The 26869-nt window shown below is 33.8% G+C and carries 31 protein-coding genes and 1 pseudogene; 11 read left to right on the plus strand and 21 right to left on the minus strand.

From position 1 onward, the window contains the following. From vbhT to traA, 3 genes are all read right to left on the minus strand, one after another. The coding region (gene vbhT, locus PVV60_RS07180; protein WP_273724007.1) for a type II toxin-antitoxin system protein adenylyltransferase VbhT at positions 1-1370 on the minus strand (1370 nt) is incomplete at its 3' end. Then, positions 1360-1548, minus strand: a complete 189-nt coding sequence (locus PVV60_RS07185) for an antitoxin VbhA family protein (protein WP_012755120.1) — start codon at positions 1546-1548, stop codon at positions 1360-1362. The genes vbhT and PVV60_RS07185, both read right to left, overlap by 11 nt. A 70-nt stretch (positions 1549-1618) precedes the next feature. Beyond that, entirely contained in the window at positions 1619-5329 is a 3711-nt protein-coding gene (traA, locus tag PVV60_RS07190; protein ID WP_273724008.1) for a Ti-type conjugative transfer relaxase TraA, read from the minus strand. 209 nt (positions 5330-5538) lie between these two features. On the opposite strand from traA, the gene PVV60_RS07195 reads away from it, so the two are divergent. The 6 genes from PVV60_RS07195 to PVV60_RS07220 all read left to right on the plus strand — a co-directional run bounded on the left by PVV60_RS07195 (position 5539) and on the right by PVV60_RS07220 (position 9585). Further along, positions 5539-5769: a TraC family protein gene (locus PVV60_RS07195; protein ID WP_012755122.1), complete on the plus strand. Its 231-nt coding sequence runs from the start codon at positions 5539-5541 to the stop codon at positions 5767-5769. 52 nt (positions 5770-5821) lie between these two features. After that, a complete protein-coding gene (locus PVV60_RS07200; RefSeq protein ID WP_273724009.1) occupies positions 5822-6031 on the plus strand; it encodes a conjugal transfer protein TraD in 210 nt (69 codons plus the stop codon). Continuing rightward, positions 6024-7934, plus strand: coding sequence for a Ti-type conjugative transfer system protein TraG (gene traG / locus PVV60_RS07205; protein WP_273724010.1), 1911 nt, complete (start codon positions 6024-6026; stop codon positions 7932-7934). The genes PVV60_RS07200 and traG overlap by 8 nt, the downstream gene beginning before the upstream one ends. Before the next feature lie 425 nt (positions 7935-8359). Next, on the plus strand, positions 8360-8767 hold the full coding sequence (locus PVV60_RS07210; protein WP_273724011.1) for a replication protein RepA: 408 nt from the start codon (positions 8360-8362) through the stop codon (positions 8765-8767). A gap of 234 nt (positions 8768-9001) precedes the next feature. Next, positions 9002-9280, plus strand: coding sequence for a type II toxin-antitoxin system RelE/ParE family toxin (locus PVV60_RS07215; protein WP_273724012.1), 279 nt, complete (start codon positions 9002-9004; stop codon positions 9278-9280). A 17-nt stretch (positions 9281-9297) separates the two neighbouring features. Next, positions 9298-9585: a HigA family addiction module antitoxin gene (locus tag PVV60_RS07220; protein WP_273724013.1), complete on the plus strand. Its 288-nt coding sequence runs from the start codon at positions 9298-9300 to the stop codon at positions 9583-9585. 49 nt (positions 9586-9634) lie between these two features. Here PVV60_RS07220 and PVV60_RS07225 read toward each other — a convergent pair whose 3' ends face one another. Continuing rightward, complete coding sequence (locus PVV60_RS07225; RefSeq protein WP_273724014.1) at positions 9635-10030, minus strand: hypothetical protein; 396 nt, start codon at positions 10028-10030, stop codon at positions 9635-9637. A 169-nt stretch (positions 10031-10199) separates the two neighbouring features. Then, entirely contained in the window at positions 10200-10868 is a 669-nt protein-coding gene (locus PVV60_RS07230; protein WP_273724015.1) for a hypothetical protein, read from the minus strand. Between the two features lie 873 nt (positions 10869-11741). On the opposite strand from PVV60_RS07230, the gene PVV60_RS07235 reads away from it, so the two are divergent. After that, positions 11742-12098 (plus strand): helix-turn-helix transcriptional regulator, encoded by a 357-nt coding sequence (locus PVV60_RS07235; RefSeq protein ID WP_273724016.1) that lies wholly within the window; start codon positions 11742-11744, stop codon positions 12096-12098. Positions 12099-12206: 108 nt separating this feature from the next. Here PVV60_RS07235 and PVV60_RS07240 read toward each other — a convergent pair whose 3' ends face one another. Then, positions 12207-12524 carry a hypothetical protein gene (locus PVV60_RS07240; RefSeq protein WP_273724017.1) on the minus strand — a complete coding sequence of 106 codons (318 nt, stop codon included), beginning with the start codon at positions 12522-12524 and terminating at the stop codon, positions 12207-12209. Beyond that, entirely contained in the window at positions 12521-13213 is a 693-nt protein-coding gene (locus PVV60_RS07245) for a ParA family protein (RefSeq protein ID WP_208438683.1), read from the minus strand. Before PVV60_RS07245 ends, PVV60_RS07240 begins: the two co-directional genes overlap by 4 nt. A gap of 284 nt (positions 13214-13497) precedes the next feature. Here PVV60_RS07245 and PVV60_RS07250 point away from each other — a divergent pair, with 284 nt between their 5' ends. Both PVV60_RS07250 and PVV60_RS07255 read left to right on the plus strand, forming a co-directional pair. Further along, positions 13498-13749 (plus strand): AbrB/MazE/SpoVT family DNA-binding domain-containing protein, encoded by a 252-nt coding sequence (locus tag PVV60_RS07250; RefSeq protein WP_273724018.1) that lies wholly within the window; start codon positions 13498-13500, stop codon positions 13747-13749. Then, positions 13746-14144, plus strand: coding sequence for a type II toxin-antitoxin system VapC family toxin (locus tag PVV60_RS07255; protein ID WP_004861352.1), 399 nt, complete (start codon positions 13746-13748; stop codon positions 14142-14144). The genes PVV60_RS07250 and PVV60_RS07255 overlap by 4 nt, the downstream gene beginning before the upstream one ends. Positions 14145-14365: 221 nt before the next feature. Here the strand turns inward: PVV60_RS07255 and PVV60_RS07260 are convergent. The 12 genes and pseudogenes from PVV60_RS07260 to PVV60_RS07315 form a co-directional block, all read right to left on the minus strand. Next, positions 14366-14524, minus strand: a pseudogene (locus PVV60_RS07260) (resolvase); the annotation flags it as partial. 41 nt (positions 14525-14565) lie between these two features. Continuing rightward, positions 14566-15801, minus strand: a complete 1236-nt coding sequence (locus tag PVV60_RS07265) for an MFS transporter (RefSeq protein WP_273724019.1) — start codon at positions 15799-15801, stop codon at positions 14566-14568. A gap of 157 nt (positions 15802-15958) precedes the next feature. Continuing rightward, positions 15959-17350, minus strand: a complete 1392-nt coding sequence (locus PVV60_RS07270; RefSeq protein ID WP_273724020.1) for a coproporphyrinogen-III oxidase family protein — start codon at positions 17348-17350, stop codon at positions 15959-15961. A 23-nt stretch (positions 17351-17373) separates the two neighbouring features. Beyond that, on the minus strand, positions 17374-17775 hold the full coding sequence (gene speD / locus PVV60_RS07275) for an adenosylmethionine decarboxylase (RefSeq protein WP_273724021.1): 402 nt from the start codon (positions 17773-17775) through the stop codon (positions 17374-17376). 574 nt (positions 17776-18349) lie between these two features. Continuing rightward, a complete protein-coding gene (locus PVV60_RS07280) occupies positions 18350-19003 on the minus strand; it encodes a recombinase family protein (RefSeq protein WP_273724022.1) in 654 nt (217 codons plus the stop codon). A 168-nt stretch (positions 19004-19171) separates the two neighbouring features. Next, entirely contained in the window at positions 19172-19462 is a 291-nt protein-coding gene (locus PVV60_RS07285; RefSeq protein WP_273724023.1) for a type II toxin-antitoxin system YafQ family toxin, read from the minus strand. 10 nt (positions 19463-19472) lie between these two features. Continuing rightward, positions 19473-19754: a type II toxin-antitoxin system RelB/DinJ family antitoxin gene (locus PVV60_RS07290; protein WP_273724024.1), complete on the minus strand. Its 282-nt coding sequence runs from the start codon at positions 19752-19754 to the stop codon at positions 19473-19475. 36 nt (positions 19755-19790) lie between these two features. Continuing rightward, the gene (locus PVV60_RS07295; RefSeq protein ID WP_273724025.1) at positions 19791-19979 is read right to left on the minus strand and encodes a type II toxin-antitoxin system RelB/DinJ family antitoxin; all 189 of its coding nucleotides are present in this window, start codon (positions 19977-19979) and stop codon (positions 19791-19793) included. A 203-nt stretch (positions 19980-20182) separates the two neighbouring features. After that, positions 20183-21421, minus strand: coding sequence for a type II toxin-antitoxin system HipA family toxin (locus PVV60_RS07300; RefSeq protein WP_273724026.1), 1239 nt, complete (start codon positions 21419-21421; stop codon positions 20183-20185). Beyond that, positions 21418-21633, minus strand: a complete 216-nt coding sequence (locus PVV60_RS07305) for a type II toxin-antitoxin system Y4mF family antitoxin (protein WP_100130413.1) — start codon at positions 21631-21633, stop codon at positions 21418-21420. The genes PVV60_RS07300 and PVV60_RS07305 overlap by 4 nt, the downstream gene beginning before the upstream one ends. Positions 21634-21785: 152 nt before the next feature. Beyond that, on the minus strand, positions 21786-22241 hold the full coding sequence (locus PVV60_RS07310) for a nucleotide-binding protein (protein ID WP_273724027.1): 456 nt from the start codon (positions 22239-22241) through the stop codon (positions 21786-21788). Between the two features lie 45 nt (positions 22242-22286). Continuing rightward, positions 22287-22436 carry a hypothetical protein gene (locus tag PVV60_RS07315; RefSeq protein WP_187147397.1) on the minus strand — a complete coding sequence of 50 codons (150 nt, stop codon included), beginning with the start codon at positions 22434-22436 and terminating at the stop codon, positions 22287-22289. 698 nt (positions 22437-23134) lie between these two features. On the opposite strand from PVV60_RS07315, the gene PVV60_RS07320 reads away from it, so the two are divergent. Continuing rightward, positions 23135-23716 carry a hypothetical protein gene (locus tag PVV60_RS07320; RefSeq protein WP_273724028.1) on the plus strand — a complete coding sequence of 194 codons (582 nt, stop codon included), beginning with the start codon at positions 23135-23137 and terminating at the stop codon, positions 23714-23716. Positions 23717-23775: 59 nt separating this feature from the next. Here the strand turns inward: PVV60_RS07320 and PVV60_RS07325 are convergent, their stop codons facing one another. Further along, positions 23776-24261, minus strand: coding sequence for a helix-turn-helix domain-containing protein (locus PVV60_RS07325; protein WP_273724029.1), 486 nt, complete (start codon positions 24259-24261; stop codon positions 23776-23778). A gap of 27 nt (positions 24262-24288) precedes the next feature. Next, positions 24289-25638, minus strand: a complete 1350-nt coding sequence (gene repC / locus PVV60_RS07330) for a replication initiation protein RepC (RefSeq protein ID WP_273724030.1) — start codon at positions 25636-25638, stop codon at positions 24289-24291. Positions 25639-26498: 860 nt separating this feature from the next. Here repC and PVV60_RS07335 point away from each other — a divergent pair. Further along, complete coding sequence (locus PVV60_RS07335; protein WP_012755107.1) at positions 26499-26849, plus strand: TrbC/VirB2 family protein; 351 nt, start codon at positions 26499-26501, stop codon at positions 26847-26849. Positions 26850-26869: the final 20 nt, after the last annotated feature.

Here is a 26869-nt window from a genome sequence, read left to right on the forward strand (position 1 = left end):
TCTTGTTTATGAATGGCATCCTGTCCAAAACGTTTATCTAAAGCACTTTGTAGCTTTAAAAACTCTTGATTGATCTGCTCTGGTATCTTTGAATAACTCTCACGACCAGCTTCAACATTTTTCATAAAAGTCACTGCTTCTTGTGAAAGCGAGGGGACTTCAACTTTCAATCGCTCCCGCTCCCGTGTAAGCCTATTTATACGTGTCTCATAAGAATTCTTATAAAAGGATTGAAGCTTTTCAATAGAAGAAAGTGTACGAGGAACATGAGAAAGCGCTTCTTTTCGTTCTTTTCCTGTAGCCTTCAATTTATCGATTAAACGATCTGACCCACGCAGTTCTCCTGCTCTATCAGGTTCCCTTTCCAAAATATCAGATAATTTATCGCCTTTACCTGCTAAAATCGTTTGTTCAATCCTAAGGGCAGCCTCTTGTGGATCTCTATAAATAAATGCTAAACGACTGTTTAACTCCTTAAACATATTAACATAAGATTTTTCATTCCTAAGAGCGCTTAGCGCTTTCTGTTCTAAATTAGAATTATCTATATAAGCAGCAAGGTATGGAGTTTTTTCTATTGCTTTTGAAAAAACATTCAACTCTTTTTGTGATTGTTCAACCTTGAGATCTTCTTTTTGAAGTCTGCTAAAATCTGTCTTCACTTTATTAAAAACAGTTGTAATTTTTTCCTTTTGTTCTTCGGATAATTCTTTATTGTTCTGTACATCAGAAGCTATTTTTTCCCCAAAACCTTGATAAACATCAATCTCTCTATTCTTTGTAAATTCAGTAAGGTTCTTACGAATAAGCTCAGACAGTAATTCAGAAGTACCATAAAGTGCCTCAATTGATGCCTTTGTCATTTCCTCTCGCGTGATACCGTCCCAGTCAATATTATAACCAGCTTCACAAGCAAGTTGACCAATAAATTCACGCTGAGTACGTCCATTTCCCTCTCGAAACGGATGCAACGCATTTATTTCACCCATATAATATCCAGCTCTCTGGCTGAATTCATCCACATCAAGACCACGCAGATATTGTTCTTTGGCAAGCTGCTGTGTAATCTTCGGTGCATAGCTTTCAATCTGATGATGATAAGCAAATAAACAACCACCTTTGGTAATATCTATTGAACGGATCTCTCCTGCCCATTCATAGACGTCACCAAATAGCTTCTTGTGAATGTCTTTCATATGATTGAGATCAAACTTACCCCTAATAGGAGTACTCTCAAGTTCATAAGACCTTATATAAGCAAAAGCAGACTCCATACTCCTTAGTGTGGCTTTGTCTTTAATACCAAGCCGATTATACATCACACCAGTTTTAGGATCAGTATAAGGATCGTTTGTATTCTCATACTTCACCACGTTTTATCCGTTCCATAAGATCCTTGATTACATCACTTGTTTCAAGTTCTCCAATAATAACACGTTCCATTTGTTCAACGACTTTTGAATCTGGCTCTAACCCCTCTAAACGTTGACTTGCTAATGCATTTTTAGCAGCAAAGCGACGTCGTTTAATTTCGTCTTCACTCAACATATAAAATCCTCCTTTGTTGATATTTATTATAGCTCAAATAAGCTATAGAAGCAAGTTTTCATTCCTTACCTTACCGTATCACATCTTTTGATCTTTCACGCGCTATCGCATTGATTTGCTCCTGTTGTCTCTGTTGCAAAAATTTAACTGCTGTTTGAAGCTCGTTCACAAGCTTTTTATCTTGCGGCTGATTTTGGGGTATTGCTTTTGACAAGTCAAAATCTTGTTTATGAATGGCATCCTGTCCAAAACGTTTATCTAAAGCACTTTGTAGCTTTAAAAACTCTTGATTGATCTGCTCTGGTATCTTTGAATAACTCTCACGACCAGCTTCAACATTTTTCATAAAAGTCACTGCTTCTTGTGAAAGCGAGGGGACTTCAACTTTCAATCGCTCCCGCTCCCGTGTAAGCCTATTTATACGTGTCTCATAAGAATTCTTATAAAAGGATTGAAGCTTTTCAATAGAAGAAAGTGTACGAGGAACATGAGAAAGCGCTTCTTTTCGTTCTTTTCCTGTAGCCTTCAATTTATCGATTAAACGATCTGACCCACGCAGTTCTCCTGCTCTATCAGGTTCCCTTTCCAAAATATCAGATAATTTATCGCCTTTACCTGCTAAAATCGTTTGTTCAATCCTAAGGGCAGCCTCTTGTGGATCTCTATAAATAAATGCTAAACGACTGTTTAACTCCTTAAACATATTAACATAAGATTTTTCATTCCTAAGAGCGCTTAGCGCTTTCTGTTCTAAATTAGAATTATCTATATAAGCAGCAAGGTATGGAGTTTTTTCTGTTGCTTTTGAAGAAACATTCAACTCTTTTTGTGATTGTTCAACCTTGAGATCTTCTTTTTGAAGTTTTGAAAAACTTGTCTTTGCTCTATCCCAAAGGGATTCAATCTTCTCTTTTTGTTTTTGCAACCATTCTTTATTAAAATCAACGTAAGAGGCTATTTTTTCCCCTAAACCTTGATAAACATCAATCCCTCTATTCTTTGTAAATTTGGCTATATAATCTCTATAATCAGGAGATTCAGAAAAATCGAGAGTTGTTGTTTTAACACCAGACCTAGAAAGAGCTGCTACCAATTTTTCATAGGTATTAGCATGATCAGACCGCTTGATAGCATCAACAAAAGAAGGATCACCGCGTTCTATTAAATCAACATTAAAAACATTTCTTTTAATTTCTTTATTATTAACAACAATAGTTTCTTTATCTTGACGAAGTGATATCTTGTCACCAAGCTCAATACGAGCCCCATCTATCGCAGAGGGAAGATTTACACCATAAACACGTTCAATTCCACGGAAAGTTGCTATATCCGCATAAGGTGTTTCGGTTTTGGCAGTTTCACTAAAAGAAGCATACCCAGCTTCTACAAGTTCACCAGTGATTGTACCTTTAACCTGTTTGTGTTCGTGTAATCGAACGTTTTTAAAATCCTCTTCGGCTACATAAAGATGTGACTGATGCCTGTGTCGAGACATTGCAACATAGGAGAGATGTTGATCCATAGATGAGGAGGCTAAAACAAAGACATTATCAACGGTAACTCCTTGACTCTTATGAACCGTAGCCGCATATCCATGATCAACGTTTTGATAAGTCTGATTGGAGAAAACAACTTCTTGACCAGAGTCAAGACGCACTTTTAAAAGCGGTTTTCCTCTTTCATTTTGTGTAGACAAAACAGTTCCCAACATACCATTTTTAACTTTTTGCTTTCCCAATTCTGTGGCATATCTTTCTTCAAATTGAGCATTTTCAAGAAAGATAATTCTGTCACCAACAACAAATTCCCTACGCCCCTTAAGAGTATCAAAATTTGTAACGCTTGCACTATCTTCAGATTTAAGTAAACGAGCATCTTTAAGAGCAGTTCGAATTTCTTCATTTAATTTTTTTACAGACGCATTCGTGTGAGCAAGAACAAGTAATTCGTCACCCCGTAAAGTTTTTCCTTCTTCCAGAGCTTTTTTTTCAACTTTTCTTCGTGTATTCATCCAATCTTTAACAAGAGTATTTATGGCTTGATCACGCGTTTTAGTCTCACGAATGAATCCTCTATTTTTATAATGATCTAAAGCTTCCTTTACTTGTCCACGTGCAAACTGTCGTGATGCATCTTGCCCCCATTCTTCTTTTTGTCTCCTAATACCGGATAATTCTACATAACCAATATTATCAACTACAGCGCGAAATGCCGCTCCAGCCTCAATGGGTTGCAACTGCATATTATCACCAACTAAAACAATTTTTGCGCCTGCTTTTTCAACTTTTTGGACAAAATGCGAAAGTTGTTTTGAAGAAACCATTCCAGCTTCATCAATGACAAAAACATCACCAACCCGTAATTCATCTTTTTTATTTTTCCACGCCAATTCCCACGCAGCAAGAGTTTTACTTTTTATCTTTGAAGATTCTTCAAGACCTTCCGCAGCCTTCCCCGCAAGCGCTGCTCCAAATACACGCTTCCCACTATTAACCCACGCAATATTTGCGGCTTCCAATAGAGTGGATTTTCCAGCACCAGCATAACCAACAACCGCAGCAATACCTTTATCATCTGTAATATGTTGAACGGCTAATTTTTGTTCTTCTGAAAATTTAAATCTATTACTTTTATCTTTATTCTCAACAGACTTTATTGCCTCTAAAACCTGTCTATCTTTTACACCGTGTCCTGTCGTTTGAGACAACGAAACAACACTCCGCTCCATATCATATTCGGTTTTTAATATTTCCTTTGTGGAGTAAATCACTTTATGAGGATTGGAATGATCTTTAATTTTAATCAGGTTGTTGCTTTGTTCTAAGCGCACCATAATATCATTAAAGTCATTTGAATTATCAACATATCTATTAATGATCTTAGCAAGATCACCACGATTAAATGTCGACTTCTCAAATGAAATCAACTTCAATACTTCATTAGGGTTTTCTTTAATTTTCTCTACAGATCTCTGTTTTATTTTTTCATTAGCTTGCACCGCATTGCTAGCAAGTCCTTTTTTACTCATTGCATAAGCAGATTGCCCCAAATGAATGGTTGGCTCTATAGATAAACCACGCTCTTTGTAAGAACGCATATCTACTTTTATATCATAACCTGCAAACGTAAGATGCCTCGTTGCAATCTCACCCCATGAGTTGCGTAAATCCTTCAATGCATCTTTATGACCTATGACGGTTTCATAAACTATACGCTCTTCTTTTCTTATAGCATTCCCTTGTCTATCACGAATAGTAACAAGAGATTTTTTTACTGTTCCATCTTCATTTAAGACAGCTATTTTTTTGGGACCAAAACCATTTTCTAAAACTGGACGTAAAGTATGCATAATATGCACATGTGGATTTCCTTCCTTGTCATGATAAACCCAATCAGAAACAAGACCACGTGATGAAAAGTTTTCTTTTACAAAGTCTCGTACAAGAGAAATATTTTGATCTCGTGATAACTCTAATGGCAACGCTATAACTATTTCTCTTGCCAACTGTCCATTCACGCGCTCACTATTTTGCACAGTGTTCCACAGCCATTCACTTTTTTTATCATTTGTATCAAAATAACTGAGTTGTTGTGTAATCCATTTTGGAGAACCGTCTGGAATATTCATTTCTGAATGTACAAGGTCTCTATCTTTATCATATCTATGCGTATGAGATCCTTCTAACTCATCAAACATCCTTGTCCTATGGCGATAGGCAGCCGCCGAAATTGCTGATTTTCCAGCACCAATAATTTTAGCTTGTAAATGTGTACTTGCCATAAGATACAATTACCAAAAATTGTTTTTATATCACAGAAATAATCTGTAGCATAAAACGTTTTACTTTAAAACGTATAATTGCGCCTTCAAAAATCTTTTGAAAAAAGACATTTTTTCAGGAGCGCATAAATGCGCACTATCAAGTATTGTTATTGGAGATTTATTCTGTTAAGTAAAAATAAAGATTAAAAAATAAAAGAGATTTTGAAATGTCACGTAAATCTTTAGAAAAACTTATGGAAGAAAAAAAAGCTCTGGAAGAAAAAAGTAAAAAACTTCTTGAAAGAATTAAAGCTGCTAAAAAACAAGAAGGGGAAAAAATTGCACTATTAGCAGCTGAAGCGGGATTAACAGAATTAAACATAACAAACGACCAATGGAAAAATATTTTCGAGGAGATTAAAGACCGATTTCAAAAAGAACAGCAAAAAACTGAATAATCTTGGTAACTCTATAAAATCACTAAGACGCATTGAAAAAAGGAGGAGATTTTTGAGTGATGAAATAAGACGCAAAGATGCACGTGAAAAAATTATTCTAGGCGGGCTTGTTGTAAAGGCTGGTCTAAGGGACGCTGATAAATCATTTATATTAGGATGCTTAATTCATGCATCAAAACTTGATAAAAATTCTAAAGAATATAAAGATTTTGAAAAAATAGGACAACAAACTTTTACCACGACGCGGGGACAAAATGATTAATAAATTAGACAAAAAACAGATTATATTTTTAGCATTGCCACTCATCTTTTCAATCATTGTAGCTTTTTTGGTCAATATAACCATCAATAACATTACAGAAAATGGAACGACGCCTGATGCTTATTGGTTTGTAAGATCAAAGCCACTGGATATTTTAATCCTTATTGCACTTTCATGTTCTTCATTCATCTTATTACAAAAAAGGCATATCAGAAAAAATATCACTATTTCGTCCATGATCATCTTTGGTTTGTTTGCAACTTATTATAGTGCAAATGAATATATCAGACTTAGTCCCTATGTAGGTCAAGATAATATGACATGGGCGGATGTTCTTCCTTTCTTTGATAGGATGGTTTTATGGGGTGTTGTTATTGGCGTTGTTATCCTTGGTTACACTATGAATCTTTCTTTGGCAAAAGTATCGCCTCTAAAACAATCAAAAAATACAATCTTTGGTGATATGCAATGGCTGAGTATGAAAAAACTTGAAAATATCTTTCCAAGTGATGGTGAAATAGTTATAGGAGAGCGCTATAGAGTCGACGAAGATGTTGTTAAAGATGTCAAATTTGATCCTAACGACAAAACTACATGGGGGAAAGGCGGTAGCCAGCCATTGTTAACATATAAACTGGATTTTGATTCAACCCATATGTTATTTTTTGCTGGTCCTGGTGGTTATAAAACAACCAGTAATGTTATTCCAACTTGTCTCAAATATTCCGGTCCAATGGTCGTTTTTGATCCTTCAACTGAAATCGCTCCAATAGTTAAAGGTGCAAGGGAGGATTTTAAAAGAAAAGTATACGTTCTTGATCCTCATGGTTCTTCAACAGAAACTTTTAATCCTTTAGATTGGTTGTTAGATGAAAATATCCCCCATTATGAAAGAGAAGCGGGTTTGATTGAAGTTGCTAGACTCCTTCTTTCTGAAAACTACAAATCAACTTCAACAGATCAATTCTTTATATCACACGCACATAATTTATTAACAGGACTACTTGCACATATTGTCTTTTCTGATGAATATGAATTTGAGAGAAAAAACTTAAAAACTCTTCGTATGATTGTATCAGAGCCAGAACCATCCGTGATTGGAAAATTGCAATCGATACAATCAAATTCTTCATCGCAATTTATCCGTGAAACCCTTGGGGTCTTTACCAATATGGCACCGCAAACTTTCTCTGGTGTTTATGCTACTGCTTCTAAAGATACCCAATGGCTTTCCCTCGCTAACTATGCAAACCTTATCAGTGGTAATGATTTTAAAACTACCGATATAGCAAAGGGGGAAATTGATATTTTTCTAAATATCCCCTCAAAAATTTTAAAATCTTATCCAGGTGTTGGGCGTATCCTTGTTGGCTCTTTTCTCAAAGCTATGGAAGCTGCTGATGGTAACTATGCAAAAAGGGTACTCTTTGTCTTAGACGAAATTGATCTTCTAGGATATATGAACATCCTAGAAGAAGCGCGTGACCGCGGACGTAAATACGGGATATCCCTTATGCTCTTTTATCAAGCTATAGGACAACTTGAAAACCATTTTGGTCCAGCAGGCACTATATCATGGTTTGAAGGTTGTTCTTTTGTAAGCTATGCTGCTATCAAAGATTCTAAAACAGCAGAAAGTGTGTCCAAGGCATGTGGTCAAATGACTGTCGAAGTGAAAAATTCAAGCAAAACTCTAGGAGGATTCCATACAAGAGGGTCAGAAAATGTAAGCACCCAGCACAGACCTCTAATTTATCCACATGAGATGACACGAAACATGCGAAAAGACGAACAGATCATTCTCGTGCAAGGGGAGCTCCCTATTCGTTGCGGACGTGCCATATATTTCAGAAGAAAGGATTTAAGGGCTCTTGCTAACAAAAATAGATTTGCCCCTAAATAATAATATCTCCTAAATAGAACTCACTTCGTTCGTCCATAATCAATAAAATGAGAGGCTATCCGCCTCTCAAACTCTCCTGACCGCTCACCAAAATCATGACATCAGATCCGCGTTTAATGAGAGGTCTAACAAGTCTTGGTTCTTAGTGTCAAGGAAGCCACTACGTGGCGCCTAACGGCGTCCTTGACAAAGAACCTAACGTCTTGTTTCGTCCATCTCACGCGGCTCCGAAATCATGATTAGAAGGAGAGCTTTTAAGGGTGCCTACACAGCACCTTATAGTAGGGAAAAAAACATTTGATTTTTTAACTACGTGAATAAAAAAATTATACCAAATAGATGTAAAATAGTGGAGGTTATGGACGGCTTTGTTGTTTGTGTCATACCTAAAAGGCAAAAATGGATTTAAAAAGGAATGGATTGCAATGCCTCAACATCCGATGGCTATAATAGCGAAAAGTAATTTAAACGGATATGATCTCAAGGTGTTTTTCATTCTGGCTTCTCGTCTTGATTTCGAAAATCTATTAGTCGTCAATCAAACGGAATTGGCTAAAAAAGTTGGTATTACCAGACATCACTTTAATCGAAGCATAAAAAGACTAATAGCTATGGATATTCTTTTGGAAGGTCCTCGTATTGGAATTAATAGATCCTACCGTCTCAACCTAAACTTTGGTTGGAAAGGTAGTACTAAAAACCACAACATAGCTCTTAGAGAGAATTTAAAAAATCGCATAAAAGCAGCCTGTATTCAAGGTGTATATGAGAATAGCAAACCTTTAGAAATGGACATCAGTAATCAAATAGATCTCGAAGATTATCTTAGATGAAAAATAATTAGCGCCATTTATCCATAAAATAAGAGGCTACCACACCCTCATCAATTCAAAATCTGCTGTAGCAGGCATTTTTGATGCTTAAAATATACAGATACAAAAGAGAGAATAAAAAATTAATAAACGCATAGTAGTTACGCTTCACAATGTTACCAATAATGGTAACATTGGTGGCTTAACTGAACAATTTCTTCTTGTATTTTATAACGATACACATTACAGTGAAGCATGATTTTGGGATTTAAACATAAAGGGCTTGAAGCCTTCTACACTACTGGTACTACAAAAGGAATTCAGTCTGCTCATACTCAAAAGTTAAAACGTATTCTAGGTGCTCTTGATGTAGCTATATCACCAAATGATTTGAACTATCCGTCCTTTCGATTGCATCCTCTAAAAGGTGATCTTAAGGGGTATTGGTTAATTACTGTAAATGGAAATTGGCGTGTAATATTCCGTTTTGTTGGTATAGATATCGAATTAGTTGATTATCTAGATTATCATTGAATAAGGAGAGATAAAAAATGATGAAAAACCCTCCACATCCTGGAGAACTCTTGCGTGAAGATGTAATCTTAGAGCTTGGTTTATCTGTTACCGAAACAGCTGAACGGCTTGGTATGTCTCGTGTAGCTTTTTCTAGGGTTTTAAATGGGAAAGCTGCTATTAGTCCCAATCTCGCTATTAGGCTTGAAATGGCTGGTGTGAGTACTGCACGTGCTTGGCTAGCTATGCAAACAAATTATGATTTAGCGCAAGCTTTAAAACAGAAACAACCTAAAATACATCCTCTTTGTATTAGCTCTTGTTAGTACCATTCTATCGTATTGGAGAGCTTGACGAACATTCTCTAATAAGCTTTTACTTGAAAAGCATAAGATCAGAACCGGGAGGAGCTAACCGTAATAGGAGCGTATCGTACCCCCAATTGACAGCTAAACTTAGAAATATCAAAACTATATAACCAATGACCATTGCTGTTTGGTGTTCAAAAGGTGCAGAACCCGCTACATACCCAGTAAAAAAAATAAATAACACTAACAAACTCCCCCCTGCTATAAACTCTGTTAAAATAATAACCGGTTTACGAATAAGCAAAAGAAAAAGGAAAAGGAAAAAAAGGCAAACTTTCAATATCTTATGTAATATTTTATAAACGATAGAAAACACTCTACGTATTATAGTTATTAAAATTGATTGTTTGGAATTTGGATTTTTCTCTTTTTTATTTAATTTATTAGTAGATAGAGTGTCCATTACCCCCTCCAATATTTTTATCTATAAAACGCTTTATGGCTATATGATACGTTTTATTTTATTCACGATTATTTATATACCTATATAAATAATTATTTCAATTTTATGATTTTTTTAGTGCTTAATGTGACATAATTTTTAAAAAGCAGGCGCCCCCCGCGCCTGTTATTTATGCTACTTCAGCGACCGTTTTAACAATATTATCGCCTTCATAAACCTCACAATTTATGGGAACAAAAGAAAACCTGCTACGTCTTTTTATTCTTGCATTGCCATATACATTACCTCTAATCACGAAATAACCAGAGATCTTCGCATTGCCATAAACAGAGCCATAAACATCAGTATGACACCCCACGCTAGCATTTTCATAGACCTTGCCATAAATTTTCGCTGCGCCACTAACAACAGCATGATCATACACTTCTGCATTTCTATGAATACGTGCACTCCCAGATAATTTTGCATTACCATAAACCCGTGCATGATGATAAACCCATGCGTTATAAGAAAGGTGAGCATTGTCATAAACATGAGCGCCCACATACACGCGGGTTTTATCACATACATGCGCATTCCCATAAATATGGCCACAAACAATAGCATCATCACAGACAATGGCGTTATCATAAACACGACCGTAGCTAAAAGCCCATGCATCACCACCAACCCAGCAATTTCCGTCATGAGAGAGGTTATCTTCCTTCTCAATAAAACCACCAAGATCACCAGCCTTGACATCACCAAAGTCTCTTAATGCACGAATACGATAAAGTGTAACATCACCAACTTGTTTGGTTTCATTTGTAAATTCATATTTTTTTGAGATAGCGTTCATAATGAACTCCTTACGGTTTAAAAGTTTTGAATTGACACCCTATAAGGCGTCGGGCGTTCAAAACACGGCCGTAAGTCCGTTGTTATGCTTTTCCCTAAAAGGGTGTTGTATGGCATAACCACACCCGACAAAATCACTATATATGCTAATAAAAGCATAAAAGACAGTCAGTTTCTGAAAGCAAGAAAAGATTTTTTGTCATCTGTTTTCTTACGGCTTAGTGTTTTGATCACTTAAGTATTAATATAGCAAAATACCGATTTATTGTCAACTATTTTTTGTCTTTTTTTGCCATTTTTTATAATATTTTCAAATATTTATCTCATAAAATAGCTTATAATTTTTATCTCTTTCTTTTGTAGTATATGCCCCTAAAAGCTCACCCTTTTAATCATGATTTCGGAGCCGCGTGAGAGGGACGAAACAAGCCGTTAGGTTCTTTGTCAAGGACGCCGTTAGGCGCCATGTAATGGTTTCCTTGACACTAAGAACCAAGACTTGTTAGTCCCCTCATTAAACGCGGATCTGATCTCATGATTTTGGTGAGCGTTCCAGAGAGTTTGAGAGGCAGATAGCCTCTCATTAAAAAATAAAGTTTGTAAATAAAAACTATTTTTATTGTCAATCTTCTGAAATTCTTCTATGAATTAATCAATGTGTTGATTGCATACGCAACAATCAACAAGGGATTAAAAGCCTTAAATTATAGCGTTAGAATTAGCTCACTATGTTGGGCTTCCCGGAGTTCCGGGAGTTTTTGTTATGTCCAGGTGCTTTTCAGCACTAAAAGCAAAAAGCTGACTATAATTCAGTACTTTTAACTCCCGGAATACCAATGCGAGGGCGCTCGCACCCGGTAGGGGGGAATTAAAAGTGCAAAACAAAACTCCACATTATAATGACGTTTCTGTAGGGAAAAAAATTCGCTGTAGAAGAAAGTACATGGGAATTTCTCAGGAAAAATTAGGAAAAAAAATAGGAGTAAGCTTCCAACAAATCCAAAAATATGAAAACGGCTTAAATCGTGTAGGAGCTGGACGTTTGCAGGAAATCGCTAACATACTAGATGTTGATATCTCCTTTTTTTATACCGATATTTCAGAAAAAAGAAATATTTCGCACCCTTATAATGAAGGACTTCATAGTAAAGAAGAATACTCCCTTTTAAAAGGTTTTAGAAAACTTAATCCTAAAAAACAGAAAGCAGTTTTGTGTTTGTTTTCTGAATAAAATAAATATTTTTAAAATTATAGCACATGCTGCTTTAAGCTGTTTATAAATAAGCATTTTAATTATAAATATTTATTACGTATTTTGTACGTAAATAATAAATAATCACTATTTATTTTGTGTGTAATTGTTATTTACATAATTTTCAATAAGACGATTAAGGAAATCACCACCATCTTCATTAAGTGTATCCGCTAAAGACCAAAAACTGTCTCTTACTTCTGGCTCAAGTGCAAGTGTTAATCGTGCTGTTTTTAAACTACGTCTTCTACGTCCACTACCACGTTTTGTTTCTACACTATGACGTGTTGTAAAACCGTTATTTTGACCTATCTTACCTAATTCTTGTTCATCTACTTTTTGTGCTTTTGTAAACGGTTGTAAATTTTCAAGATCCGGTAATACAATTTCAGCTCTTTTTGTCATGCTACTTTGTCCTTTAATAAATTTTCATTATCCAATACCTTCACAACAGCGTTAGCAAAAACTGTTGCATTTTCTTGTGCTGCTTGAGGATTATTCACATCAGAAGATGCTAAATCAAAGAGAGACCCCCCTATCTGAAAAAGAGCACTAAAAGCTCCTCTTTCAGTTAATGAAGCAGGTAAAATAGGAAGATTAGCTTTTTCTAGCGTTTTCTCTATATGCTGTCCTTCGCGACTGTTTAAGGTATTGGTCATAGAAAATACGATACGAAAAGGTATTTCTCTTTTAAAAAACTGACTCTGTTGTTTTATTAAAGCAATGATCTTTCCTATCTGATCTCCATCAAGTTGTTTTTTTCTCATAGGAACCAAAACTAAATCCGCTCTCCCTATAGCAAAAGAAGCCGCAAGATTAGCAGAGCCTTCAAGATCAACAATAACAAATGGAAACTTTTCTACAGCATCATCAATGCAAGAAACAATATTCTGTTCTGTAATGTCTCCAGAAACTTCTATATTTTGGGGCATTGTATCTACAGATCTTTTCATCCATGTCACAAGTGGTTGATTTGGGTCTGCATCAATTAATTTCACCTTAGATCCGGCTTTAGCAAAAACGTTAGCTAATACTAATGCCATTGTGGATTTTCCAACACCACCTTTTGTTGAACACATAGTAATTACAGGCATTAAGATATTCCTTATTCAATGAATAAACACCAAATAAATAACATTTATTTATTACGTATTTATTAAAATTATAAATCATTATTATTTATTTTGTGAATATTTATTGTTTACGTACAAAATACGTAATAAATATTTATATGTTGTTAATTTCAAATCAGGTATAATCGGGTGTGCATATTACAGTATGCAAACGAGTTTATTTCACAATTTCGTTTCTTAAGAGTAATTGATTTTTACATTACTTTTATATATATTAGATAATTATATAGTAAGAGGAATTTTTTATGTCTTCATTAACAGTTACAGCAAAAGGACAAATTACGCTAAAGCGGGATTTACTCCAGCACCTTGGTGTTAAACCAGGTGAGAAGATTGACTTTGATAAACTACCAGGTGGTGAACTTCGTATAAAAGCGTCACAACCCACAAGCACTATTGAGAGCTTTATTGGACGATTTTCTGGAAAACTAAAAAAACCTCTAACCATTGAAGAAATGAACGAAATTACAGCTTCTAGTTGGTCTGGAAAAAAATGAAGATTTCTGTAGACACAAATGTTCTAGCTCGTGCTGTTTTACAAGATGATAAAAAGCAAGGGGAGGTAGCAAGTAAGATTTTAAGAGAAGCTTCTCTCATAGCTATTTCTCTACCTTGTCTATGCGAACTTGTTTGGATACTTCGCCGAGGTGCAAGACTATCAAAAGAAGATGTAGCTGGAATGTTACGCGATCTGCTAGCAACCAGTAATATAGTAATGAATAGACCAGCTGTTGAAGCAGGGCTTGCTATTCTAGAGGCTGGTGGTGATTTTGCTGATGGAATTATATCTTATGAGGGAAATTGGCTAGGTGGTGAGACGTTTGTTTCGTTTGATAAATTAGCAATAGACCTGTTAAAGAAAAACGGACAGTTAGTAAAACTCCTTACTTAATGAGTGAGCTAATACCTATAAAAGAATAAGCTATAGATGTGGATTTTCCAACACCACCTTTTGTTGAACACATAGTAATTACAGGTATTAAGATATTCCTTATTTAGTGAATAAACACCAAATAAATAACATTTATTTATTACGTATTTTGTACGTAAATAATAAACATACTTCAATGCATCACGTCATGGAAAAGAACTATCAACTTGGCGCAGTTTATTTTAATTTTCCAATGTTCTTGGCATGGTAATGATAGGCTTTATTTTTGTAAGCTTGATGTTTTTACGTTCAATAAATAAACGTAAGGTGTTCACACTAACTCCTAATGTCTTAGCAATACGGTTCTGTGATAAACCAACATTTATAAATGCTTGAATTTCACTACTGCTCTATTTTCTACTGCATGTAGATACCAAATATATCAATGGTCGTCATCGACCGTCGTGTTAAGGGGTGTTAACTCTTTATTTTTCTTAATTTTTACAACGCCAATAATTCCCGTGGAAATAATTAATGCGGACATCGCTAAAAAAGAGCTTAACAATCCCACGAGAGCCAAAAGTCCAGCAATAAAGCCAGACATTGCTTCCGCAGAGTTCGCTAAAGTTGAAAAAGTTCCAAAACTCTTACCAAAATCTTCACGACGAGAATATAATTGAATAGCTGAGACTAAACTAATATCCACAAAGGCACCAATAAATCCTAAAACAAATGCTAGCCCTAAAATTAGTTTTAAATAAATTTCTGCAGCTAAGGGCATAAAAAACAGAATAACCCCATAAAAAAGCCAAAATACCATGAGCTTCAACGATGTAACCTTGAATATAATTTTATGATATAACAAACCACCAACAATAGTTCCAACAGCCATGAGAGAAAAAATATAACTCACAAGGCTCTCCTCTCCCCCTATAGAGAGAACAAAAGCTGGAATTAAAAATCTTAAAATAGCCCCCGTAAAGAGAATAGCAAACGACGATCCAACCAGCGTAATAAATAAATGTTTATTTTCAGTAGAAATATATTTAAGATAAGAAGCCGTTTCTCGATAAATATTTATAAAATTGAATGATTTATTCTCGCTTGAATTTAAATTCATGAGATTAAATAACACGATAATAGATATAAAATAGGTAAAAAAATCAAAAATGAGTACTGCCGATTTATTTGCTAAAAAAAGCAGTAGGGAACAAACCAAAGGACCCATGACGGATGCAGTTTCCTCTATAATTTGTGCAATGCTATTTGCCTTTGTCAGATCCTTTGCTGAAAACATTCTGGGAATAGCAGCTTGAAAACTTGGTTGGAAAATACTTCTTCCGATCGTTGTACATATTGCTGCGAAAATAAGCACAATAATATGTACAGTCCCTGTTATAATGGTTATAAAAACGAATAATGAGGCTAATAATCTAATAAATTCACTTAAGATCATATTTTTCTTCAAAGAAAAATTATCCGCTAACCAACCTCCTATAGGGCCAAAAAAGAGAAAAGGGATAAATCGAAAAAAATACACAAGACCTATAAAAAAGATGTTATCTGTTAATTCTAAAACCAGTAAAATAAAAACAACTTCATAAGCATAATCACCAACTTTAGAAATAAAGAGAGAGCAAAAAAGAGCTAATGGACTCTTTTTAAAAAATAAATTCATATCAACCATCCGATATTAAATTTTTCTACACTTAAAGTTGCATTCCCTTCAATACAATTGGTGATATAAATTTCAAAAAAAACGTTTAAAGAAATACGCATAATGATACAAGAATTTAGAATAATATTTTGATCTTATTATAAAAGACAGAATATTATTATACATACACAAGCTCTTTTTTAGCTATAAATCTACCTGTTTCATTCAGTTTTTCTGCAATAAATGCCTTTAAAATACGTTGATCTTCTTCTGGCATCAACCAAAACATAATATTAATATACCAATACCAACCTAGTTTTGTAAGTTGCCAGGAGTCATTATTTTCCACTATAAGATCATTAGATAAAAGAATATCTAATTTAGAAAAAATACTTTTAGGCACAAAATCCATTTTTATTAAAGATTTATTCACTAAACCATGATAAGGTAGGCGTAAAATGATTGGCTTTATCTCATCTAGAATTGGAGAGTGCTTACTAACATTTGCGGGCATTTTTTCACTATTGACGGCTGTAATGTAAGCATTACGATTAGAAAAATTTGTTATTACGTGTTCACGTATTGATGTTACAGCATTTACTCCAAAACCATGTAAATCAAAATCTGAATATCCATAAACATGCTCATGATACACAAAACTATATTCATCCGTAACTATATCAGAGGTCACATTTGGGGTACGAATATAACCATGACCATTATGAGGCATAAATCCCTTACTTCTCATATAAGCATCTATTAGCATATTCATAGAAAATTTTCTCGTTGCTGTAGTAAAACCTAAACCACGATTTTTGATAGCTTTATGCAATTTTACTTGAGTTACAACATTGTCAATTGGGTATATATCTATATTAGATGTACCAAGAGATACGGCCATTTCGAGATCTTTAATGATTTCTTCTTCGTCTTGTCCATTCATACCGTACAATATATCAAAAAGTACATACTTAAAATTCGCATTTAATATACTAGCAGCAAACTTAATATGTTCGTATGTAGATGTGAGATTAAAGAGCTTTCTCCATTCGTGGTTAAAAGTTTGAAGACCAAAGCGTGGATGTGTAACCCCTATTTCTCTCATAGCAATTACTTTTTCTTCGGTCAGACTTTTTATTTCAATTTCAAAAGAAAATTCACAATTAGATGCTATTTTAAAGTGCTTATGTATAGCTGCTCCTATTTTAAAAATATTAGATGGAGATAATAAAGATGGAGTTCCACCTCCAAAAAAAATCGCGCGAACTGGAACAGCATGGTAGTCAACAAAATTTGCTTTTAATTCTATTTCTTTAATTAAAGCATCCGTGTAATTATTAATTACAGTTTCGCCTTTATAACCACCTTTAGTAAAAGGACAAAATGTACATATAGTTTCACAAAAAGGAATATGAAAATACAAAGCTCTCGAATTAATATCATTATTACTATTCACAATAACATCAGATACTGGCTTATCAATAATACACTTTCCTTGACTTGGGAAAAAAAAATTGTATACAGGAATTTGATAATCAAACTTAAATAAGCCATTGTTTTTGATATTCATAGCTGCCTTCATTCTTATAGTTATCATACATTAGATAAATCTTCGTCATAAGAAGAAGAGGTATTAATACTCAAAAAATGCTTACCTCTCCTAAACGATCTAATAAATAATTGTCCAGTATATTCCCATTGAATTTTAATAGCTTCAATTGCCTTGCCATAATCTTGTCCACAAGTATACAAATCAATACTTATGTAATTACTCTCTGGGTATGTATGGAATGATAAATGTGATTCACTCAATAAAAAAAAACCTGTCACACCTTGCCCATCTGTTGTAAATTTATGTGACATGAATCCAAGAATATTCATTTTTGTATTTTTTATTACTTTAAGAAAGAAAGAATATAAGGCCTTTTCATCTTTTAAGAACTCTAGATCATTTATAATCCCATCCAGTAAATAATGATAACCTTCATCATCCATATAAATTCCCCCATTAATTCACTTACTGGGTTGGAAGAGGCTAGACACCTCTTCCAGCACAATTACCAGAATACTCCGAGATTACAAACATCTTCTTCTAAATATTCCGTTATAAATAATTCACGTGCACTTTCCATAATTACCTCCTAAATTTAATAGTTAGCTTATTGTATAAACAATATACGATACGGTATATTAAATATATATAACATACAATAAAAAATAATTTAATTTTACATAAATAAGCAGAAGCTAAAAAAATAAATAAAAATAATATGAACTAGATTGATGAGTTTAAAGGTGCGTGGCGCGCTTTTGGAACTCTTGCTCCAGAACGTTTAAATGCTTTTCGCCATATTGCAACTGTTGGAAGTATCGGATCTTCTACTCGTATTGAAGAAAATAAATTAACAGACCGTGAGATTGAAAAGATTTTGTTAAACTTAGAAATTAAAAGTTTTAAGAGCCGTGATGAACAAGAAGTTATTGATTATGCAAATTTTGTACGTAAATAATAAACATACTTCAATGCATCACGTCATGGAAAAGAACTATCAACTTGGCGCAGTTTATTTTAATTTTCCAATGTTCTTGGCATGGTAATGATAGGCTTTATTTTTGTAAGCTTGATGTTTTTACGTTGAATGAACAAACGCAAAGTATTCACACTAACTCCTAATGTCTTGGCAATACGGCTTTGTGACAAACCAACATTTATAAATGCTTGAATTTCATCAATGTGATTGTCCAGCTTTAATTGCGTAGCTTTACTTCCTTTTGGACGACCAAGTTTTATTCCTCGTTGACGAGCAACATTTAAGGCTTCTTTTGTGCGTGTTTGAATTAAATGCCGTTCAATTTGTGATACCATACCCAATACGTTTGCAATGATATCGCTTTGTAAACTTCCGTCCATGATAAGGTTTTGTTTCGTTATATGCACAATTAAACCACGTTCACTGGCTGCTTTGAGAATTTCTAAAACAGCAAGAGAAGAACCAGCTATACGAGAAAACTCCGGTGTGAGTAAAACATCACCACATTCAGCTTTTTTAATTAAAGCACCAAGTTTACGCTTACGCCAATCTTTTCCTCTACTTGCAATTTCTTCTTCAATATGGAGTGGAGCAAAGCCATGTTTGTTAGCATATTCTAACAAGCCAAATTTTTGATTTTCTGTATCTTGTCCATCACGAGAAACACGTAAATAAGCATAAAATTTTGGCATTTTCAGTAAAAAGGTTATTTTATATTAAAACTGATATATTATTGCATAGAAAAAATAGGAATTAAATATACAATTTTCGTTCATAAAAAATGATCGTTTTTTCTGATATTAGAAGTTGTTATATGTGTTTTTTAATTTCATTTTTTTAAGAACGGAAAAAACAATTAATCATATACGCAGTTCTGAATGGGAACCAAGACGTAATAATTCTAATGTATTAGTTTCAGGCTTTCTATAAAGCAAAATAAGATCTGGTTTGATATGGCAATTATAACAATCGTGCCAACCGCGCCAAGCACCTATCATCCTATGATCTTTAAAACGTACTTCCAATGGTTTGTCTTTTGCCAATGTTTCAATCACAAGGAGTAAGTCTGTTTTTAATATGTAAGCGTGCTTTCCTTTTTTTTCACGTTTAACATCACGCCGAAATAATTTAGTACTGATAATTTCCCTCATATGTCTTGGCTTAAGCGCGCTTTTTTAATTTGTTTTTTTTATCTTCATCATTGCAGATCATGTTTCGCAAATCATCTAATGACATACTTTCCATACACCCATCCTCTGCTTCCTTGATAGCTTGTAGCGTTTCTGGAGAAGGTTGAAAAAGATCAAGCGGTAAAACTTCATTTTTAGCAATATATACCATCAACATACGTACAGCATCGGAAATAGTTAAACCCGTAGATTGAATAACCTCTTCTGAAACGTGTTTGATAGCATCTGGGACATGGACTTGAATTCTTGCCATTATCCAAAGCTCCTTTTCATTTAAGCTAGTTTTAGTTCACTCTACAGATTGATGAATTTTGACATTACCTTCAGTTCTAAATAAATAAACAGGCAAGGCTCTATCTACAGCAATATTTGTTAAAAACATACATACGACATCAGATATAGTTAGACCTGCTTCTTCAATAACAGCACTTGCCGAAACATTTATATCATCATGAATTCGTACCTGAATTCTTGCCATTATCTAAAACTCCTCTTCAGTTGAAGTACATTGTACTCAAATAATGCTTTTTTGTATATCTATCAAGAGTTAAAATTGAGAATTTTTCTTACTTAAATTATTAACCATTAGTATTAGCCTTATCAGGCGAACATTTAAGCAGTTTGTCCATAGCGCCATAAAACTTTATCCGTTAGAAAATGAGAAATAAAAAAGAAAAGAGATTAAATTTTTAAATGTTGAGAACGCTGTTGAATAATATTAATGATTGCATCAAAAACTTCAGAACGCAAACCTTCACCCTCGAGTTCTTTCTTTAATTTTATTGCTTTATCATTGATTGAATCAGCCATTCTTTTTATTTGCTTGTTTAAGGAAAATTGAGCGGATTTAGTATCCGCAACCATTTTATAAAAATGACGTAAATATATTTTTTCAGGTATATATTCTCCTCCTATTTTCATAGCCATTTTTTGAGATAAATCTAGATAAATAGCTGTGCTTAACAAATCATATGCAGGAGCAAGTTCTGGTTTTTTCTGTTGGTAAAGTAGTGAAAAGTTTTTGCCATGCGCATCGGCATTACCAATTAAATAATTAAAAATAATTATATTAAGAAAATTCAGTTGATCAACAGCAGGACGCAATGTATGCTGGAAAATAACGGTTTGACACGCAGCAATACTAGGTCCTCCTTCACATTCATATTTAAATTCTGGAGCTATACTAAGTGCTTGGCAAAAATCCTCTTGATGAATACGCAAAACTGTTCCATTAGAAGATATTTGACGATCATATCGAGTGATGAGACAATAAGGTGTATTATTGACAAAATGTAAATACACTTCCGGCACATTAATACCTACGAGTTTTGCCAATTTCATACAAAAAAGCTCATTATGCGCACTATCATTAATATGTTCAATGAGAGGTTTCAAAATATGCGTGGTCGGAGCACCCCCTTTAATGAGTTGAACACGATTATCTTTAAAGCCAACCGCTAATTTATCTTGTGCACCCGCAAGAGACAATCTGTAGCCATCTCCACCAGCAAGCATTGGACGACGTTTAATACACTCAAGAATTTCTTTCAATTGAGTATCATCAAGAGTTTCTACATCATCAATTGGCAAATTTGGAACTTGTCCATGGGGATATAAAGCGAGAGCACCAGCACAATCTCCCCCAACAACTTCAAGCAAAGCAAAAGCATTTCGTTCAGAAAGACCTAAATAAGTTGCTAAACGATATCTTACATTATCATCGGGTAAGAGACCGGAAAAAAAGGCTTTTACTGCTTGACCTTTATAAGCTTCAACACGAGGAGGTAGAGAGACAGAGATGCCCTGTAAATCTTTATACAAATAATCAGTATCGTAGAGAAACGTGAGATCTCCACTTTTTTCTTGTTGTAATTGACCTACTAATTTTGCGTGTAAATAAACATCAAGTGTACGGGTCATAATTTTTCATTTTCAATCTGAATATCAAGACCAAGCATTGAAAGCACATGTATGGTTTTTCCAACATGACAAGACTCTTTGCCTCTTTCTAAATCACGGATAAAACGCACACCAACCCCTGATGTAGCTGCTAACTGTTCTTGTGTTAATCCTTGTTTTTTACGTGTATTTCTAACAATAAAACCCAATATTTTCATTCTGCTTTCAATCATAATCACCCCTTTCGGGATGATTATATCATTTCATGCTTTTATTACAAGAAAATAAACCTGTACGGGACGTTTTTATCCCATATACTCCTAAAGCCTTATCCAAAGAACAAAGAATAGTGCATATTTTTCGTATACTTCATGCAGAAAAAAATTCAGTAGTTAACTGTATCTAAATTGAATCCGGCTGTGTTTAATAGTTCAACAAGTTTTGGGAGAGTCTCTTTTACGTGTTCATTAAAAGGAATGTAATTAATCCCTTCATAATCTGAAGGCACTTCAACATCTCGTTTTTTTAAAATAGCAATATTTCTGCAAGAAATTTTAGGAAACAATATACCCATTTTAAAAATAACATTTTGATTAGCGCGCGGTTGTGCGTCTTTTTTATCAGCAGATTTTGCATAACCAATGTCATCGGGAGTAAGTAGCACAATACCAAATTTTGGAGAATTAGTTTGCATACTAATTTCTTGTTTAAAATCCTCAATAGTAGTTAAATCATCACTACCAAATTTCAGAACGTATGGTTCCAATCCAAGCTTAAAAAGAACACGTTCAGTTTGTTCTAAAATAGTATGATTATTATATACAATAAAAATTTTTGGCATTTGGATCTCCCCTAAAAAATATATGCATTTGACCCATAGGGCTTATTATTCCTTATCAACGAATAATTGCGATAAAAATTTCTCCCAATCTATATTTTCCTTTAATTTATCATTAGTCTCTTTATCAAATTTTATTTGTTTACCATTTACAGTAAAATAAAATTCAACACTTTCGATATCATCATGATTGAGCATTTCCAACGCCTATAATTTTAATTATGTTACATTTTTTATAATATTTTCAAATATTTATCTCATAAAATAGCTTATAATTTTTATCTCTTTCTTTTGAAGTATATGCCCCTAAAAGCGCCCCTTCTAATCATGATTTCGGAGCCGCGTGAGATGGACGAAACAAGCCGTTAGGTTCTTTGTCAAGGACGCCGTTAGGCGCCATGTAATGGTCTCCTTGACATCAAGAACCTAGGATTGTTAGTCCCCTCATTAAACGCGGATCTGATGTCATGATTTTGGTGAGCGTTCCAGAGAGTTTGAGAGGCAGATAGCCTCTCATTAAAAAAGGATAAAGGATCTAATAAAATAATTGCTAAATAAAAATATCTTGTATATATCTTTTTTTGGAGAAAGAGGTTCTAAAAAGTTATCCCCGCTAGGATAAGTTGATCATTTATCTCTTTCTCTTTTTTTTAAATCAAAAATTTTTCTCATTTTCGACCTTCTTTACGCCTTTTAAAAATAAGGATTAATGGCACTAAAGATGAATAATTAAAATATTTATTTCGTATATAAATTATTATTTATGCAAATTTAAAAACTCCAATTACCTTATTTAAAAAACACTTTTTATGACATAATTAAATATTTTTTGCCTATTGTCCGGATTCTTTTTCCAAGTTAGCATAAGAAGACATCTCATTAAGAAAGGTTTTTCTGTGGAAGAAGAAGAAGTAGCAAAAATCTATACAAATGATAGTAAGCATGAAAAATATCAAGATAAACTAGAATATTTGTTCGATCAACAGCATAAATATATGCAAGAATTTAGTAATACATTGGAGGCAAAAAAATTACATGATGTGCGAAGTGATTTGTACAATTATCTTCGTGATATTGGACAAAATGGTGATATATCGTTACTCATCAGTAGTGAGCGCTCTTTAACAGAAAATGATTTTATCCAATACGATAACAGTAAAGCTATGATCAAAATTTTCAAAAATGCTTTAGCTTATATAGATGTCATTAAAAAACATATAGCTCTTGTTAGTGATCCTGTACAATACCAATTTATAAATAAAACACATAGCTTACCCAAAAACCGAAAAGGTGGATTGCCTTATGATGAGGGGCGTAAAGCAATGGTATGGCATTATAAATGGCTAGAAGATACAGGATTATGCTTTTCAACCTCAATTGAACTATCGATCAATGAAGCACGAAAAGATAATATGAAAGCAATTCAAAAACTTTACGAACAAATGCAAGCAAAAGCTATCGATATAGATTTTTCATAATATTGGATAGGTAATTTTAAACTCACAATATTAGTATCGTACACTGAAAATATGCCATATTAGTATGCAATACGTTTTAATTTTTTATCTACTTTTTTCTTAAGTTCATAGTACCGAATGATAAAAATACGTAAATCAATCGCTCTAATTGTTGCAGTATAGCGTTCATAGTAATCTATGTCATCTATGTTTCGGCGACCATAATATCCAAAATCCCATATGACAATCAATCCGCAATCATACAAACGCGAGAGAATTGTACTAATACGACCTGGACTAAGAGAGCCAAAACTAATTTCTTGATTTGTTCTAAGAGTGATAGGAAATCCACCTTTTTTAAATTCTTTATCAGGTATTATTGCTAATAAGTTGGTAAGAATAACAGCTTCTGAATCAGAAATTAAATCAATCATGGGTAATTTAGAAGCTAATCTATATAGTCTATCGCGGCTTACTGTTTTATATTCAACATTCTCTGCTATTTTCTGATATTCTAGATGTTGTGCAGTTAACCGTCGCCCTATTATTTTCTTTGTTTTATCCATTTATTTTTTTCACTTTAATAAGATTTTTTATGCAAATTTTGACATTGTTAGATTTTTTAACGTTTTATTGAGTTCAAACTCAAACAAAGAGCTTTTTTCTTCGTTTAGCTTTATTTTCTGATTTTTTTCTAAGTTTAAACTATTTATTTCTTCTTGATCAGCTTGCTTCAGCAAAGCATAGAGTGACCGTTCTAGGTATAATTCTCCTCGAGTTTCTTTATCAATCATGCCGCGGAGATATCCCCCTGGTGATTTTACAAGTCCTTTAGCATATTTTTCAAAAATGATAGCAATAGCCAGAGCTGTTTTTTTAAGTCCCATGATTTTTGTAGCTTGTTCAGCGGCTTGTTCTGAAACTTTAATCATTCTGTACATAGGATACATAGAATGTATCAAATCGCTTTCTGTTTGGAAACTACATTCAGAAAACAAGACGGCATTTGGTAAAGCCTTTTCTAGTATCTCCGGCTTAATTTGAGGCAATGTACTACCTTTTGAAAGAAGTGAAGTTTCGGTTTTGCCGTTCTCTATATTTTCATAAGCTATTTTATCGTGACCGGAGGTCACATTAACGATTTGAGTGTGTTCAGATAACTCTGAACACTCATTTTTGTTACAATTACAATTATAGTTAGGGGTTGTATGTTCTATATGTATATTGCCAGCAAGATCCGTGTATCTTGTTTTTGATGTTTTTTGCCCAAAAAAACGTTGTAAAATCCCCTCCAAAAGACGAATTGCTTTGTATAATTTTTCAAGCGACGCTTTAGCCGGACGACCAATAATATGGAGGATTTTTTGCATTCTAGAAAAAAGCAGTGAGATAAACGGTGTTGCTTCCATTTCTGTATAACAGGTTTTAATTTGACGCACCAATCCTCTAAAATAATGCAAAGCTTCTTCTTGCTTCTCACGAATCTCCAAAGCTTTGCCTGCTTTTTGCTTAAGTTCATGATATCGCGCAACAAGAATACGTAAATCAATACCGCAAGCTGTTACGATATCATCGCTATGGTTACGTATAGGATAGCGTTTAAAGTTACCAGAGTCGCGCATAACAATAAGACCACAGTCATAAAGGCATGAAAGTAAAAAACTAACGCGCGATTCACTCCGTTTAATGTCATAACTAAGTTGTCGATTGCTTTTGAAAACAATAGGAACCCCGCCTTTTTCAAATGAATCTCTTGGAGCTGTCCTTAACAAATTCAAAAGAAGTTTAGCTTCACTCTCTTTAATGAAATCAGTCTGTTCCAGTTGATGAACCAATCCAATCAATTGACCACGACTTACAGAACCAATCTCAGCAGTTTCTGCTAATTTTCTAAATTCTATATGATGTGCATTTATCTTTCTTCCAGATGTTTTTTTAACCATAATTTTTAAAACCTCTCTATTGGAGGCAAAAAAATGTTAAAAATATCCTCTTTCTACAAAATTTCTCTTGCAGAATGCATCACGATAAATTAAATTAGAAATTACTTTATTTAATTTAATTTAATTTGGTTTGGTTTGGTTTTCCTAACTTGGTTTTCCTAACTTAATTTATCTTTAAGACATTTTTAGAAACCCTTCTGTTAACGCAGTTGGGTTTTTATTTTTTTGCCATTATATTTCCCTCTATTTGAAACGACTCATAGCTCGAAAAAAGCGTGTCAAGGTCAAAGCTATATTAAAAAAAAAAGATTTTCAATATGGTAAAGTTTTCAAACAACTGTTTTTTATGGCAATACAACCTAATACAACCTACAACAACAGCAAAGCGAAATAACATATAACTAAGGAAACGCGCTCTTGTTTAGCGCTATAGAAAACAACTTATACGAGTAAATGAATTTTAGACACAATAATTTTTCTTTGCAAGAATTGTCCACCAAGGACTGTGTGTATGATGATTAACTTTTTTCTGATAAAGCTCGTAGTGGAATATTGCCTTGATTTTTTAGTAGCGCTTGAGAGAACGTTTTATCGATAATAGTCAATGGGAATATAACTTCCGTGATCTCAAAGTATCCCAAAATAATAATATAAATTAAGACAATATATTTATTGTCGCTGCTCTAAGAGATTTTAAAAGTATCATTTTGAATATTATTCAATATTTCTTCATTAATTAAGAAAAGATTAAATATTTGTAATTTTATAGTAGAAAAAATTATTTTTTCATTTTATAGGATGGATTAATATTTTAACTATTAATTTAATTTTCAACTTTAAAATAGCGAGGGGGTTTTTTCATGGAAAACATGAATAATTCATTCAGTTGTGAACACATCTTACCAAAAACTACTCTACCCAACACACAAAAGAAATGGCTAACAGCAGCATTGATGCTGTTTATTGCCTTCATCGCACTGAGTGAGCCAGCATTTGCTGCAGGCGGCTTCGGAAAAATTGAAAGTGCTCTTCAAAAAATAATTGAAGCTTTAACAGGAAACATTGCAAGATCGATAGCAACGATTGCAATTGCCGGTATTGGGATTGCATGGATTGCTGGTTATGTTGAAATGCGTAAAGCTTTCTTTGTTTGTATTGGCATCGGCATTATCTTTGGTGCACCACAAATCGCATCAATGTTTTACAGTTAAACGTTGTCTTTCAAAGCCAT

Source organism: Bartonella sp. AU18XJBT (genome assembly GCF_028618595.1).
Lineage (GTDB): Bacteria > Pseudomonadota > Alphaproteobacteria > Rhizobiales > Rhizobiaceae > Bartonella.